At 49.6% G+C, this 1,814-nt stretch carries 1 protein-coding gene and 1 pseudogene; both read right to left on the bottom strand.

What is annotated here, in order from left to right; genetic code table 11:
* Window positions 1–67 precede the first annotated feature (67 nt).
* Window positions 68–1,447 carry a photosystem II reaction center protein CP43 gene (gene psbC, locus OSCI_RS10320; RefSeq protein ID WP_007354881.1) on the bottom strand — a complete coding sequence of 460 codons (1,380 nt, stop codon included), beginning with the start codon at window positions 1,445–1,447 and terminating at the stop codon, window positions 68–70.
* Window positions 1,448–1,534: 87 nt separating this feature from the next.
* Window positions 1,535–1,814 (bottom strand): annotated as a pseudogene (locus tag OSCI_RS10325) (photosystem II D2 protein (photosystem q(a) protein)); the annotation flags it as partial.

Raw genomic sequence — 1,814 nt, forward strand, 5'->3', positions numbered from 1 at the left:
GTAGCCCCTAGCCCCTAAAAAAAAGCTCCTGTCATTTAAACAGGAGCCTTCAAATCAATCAAAAAACCTAATCAAGATTAGGCATAGAAAGTACAGCCTCATTCTCCCGGTCAATACCTTTCTCAAAGCCAGCAACAGCCGCGCGAGCGCGACCAGCGTGCCACAAGTGACCAACTAAGAAGAAGAAACCCATCACGAAGTGGAAACAGGCCAACCAAGAACGCGGAGACACATAGTTAAACGAGTTAACCTCAGTCGCCACACCACCCACAGAGTTCAAAGAACCCAAAGGAGCGTGAGTCATGTACTCAGCAGCACGGCGAGCTTGCCAAGGCTGAATATCATTCTTGATCTTGTTCAAATCTAAGCCATTAGTACCGCGCAGAGGCTCCAACCAAGGGCCTTGGAAATCCCAGAAACGCATCGTTTCACCACCGAAAATAATTTCGCCAGTAGGAGAGCGCATCAAGTATTTACCCAAACCAGTCGGGCCTTGTGCAGAACCGACGTTTGCGCCTAAGCGTTGGTCGCGGATCAGGAAGGTCAAAGCTTGAGCTTGAGAAGCTTCTGGCCCCGTCGGCCCATAAAATTCGCTAGGGTAAACAGTATTGTTAAACCAGACAAAGCAGCAAGCAATAAAGCCCATCAGCGACAAAGCGCCTAAGCTATAGGAAAGATAAGCTTCCCCAGACCAGATAGAGGCGCGGCGAGACCAACCGAAAGGCTTAGTTAGAATGTGCCAGACACCGCCAGCAATACAAATCAAGCCAACCCAGATATGACCGCCAACAACATCTTCTAAGTTATTGACGCTAACGAGCCAGCCTTCGCCACCGAAGGGAGAGCGAGTCAAGTAGCCGAAGATCACACTAGGATTTAGCGTGGGATTGGTAATTACCCGCACATCGCCACCGCCAGGAGCCCATGTGTCGTACAAGCCACCAAAAGCCATTGCTTTAGCTACCAACAGCAGAGCGCCACATCCCAAAATAATCAGGTGGTAGCCCAGGATGTTGGTCATCTGGTTCTTGTCTTTCCAGTCATACCCAAAGAAGCGAGAGTATTCTTCCAGGGTTTCTGGGCCGCGAACGGCGTGATAAATGCCGCCCAAACCGAGAACAGCAGAGGAGATGAGGTGAACTACACCGACTACGAAGAAGGGGAAGATGCTGGTGACTTCACCGCCAGCGCCTACGCCCCAACCCAAGGTAGCGATGTGAGGCATGAGAATTAAGCCCTGTTCGTACATGGGCTTTTCGGGAATGAAGTGAGCGACTTCAAACAAAGTCATCGCTCCGGCCCAGAATACGATCAGACCAGCGTGAGCAACGTGAGCGCCCAACAACTTACCGGAAAGGTTGATCAGGCGAGCATTACCAGACCACCAGGCAAAGCCGGTGGAATCTTGGTCGCGGCCGCTTAAGTAAGGATTAGAGAGCGTTACCACTCGGTAGAACCTCCAGCGATTTTGGATTTTGGATGTGGGATTTTGGATTCCAGATTATAAACTGCTCTGAAATCCAAATCTCAAATATTACAAAGCGTTACCGCGAGGAAGAACTTCTTCAGGGAAGATGAAGTTTTCGTGCGGTTGATCTTGAGGAGCCATCCAAGCGCGGATACCCTCATTAAGCAGAATGTTCTTAGTGTAGAACGTTTCAAACTCAGGATCTTCAGCAGCTCGCAACTCTTGGGAGACAAAATCATAAGCCCGCAAGTTTAAAGCCAAACCGACGATACCAATAGAACTCATCCACAAGCCAGTTACAGGCACAAACAACATGAAGAAGTGCAGCCAACGCTTGTTGGAGAAA

It is taken from the genome of Kamptonema sp. PCC 6506, from assembly GCF_000180455.1.
In the GTDB taxonomy this organism is placed as follows: domain Bacteria; phylum Cyanobacteriota; class Cyanobacteriia; order Cyanobacteriales; family Microcoleaceae; genus Kamptonema; species Kamptonema formosum.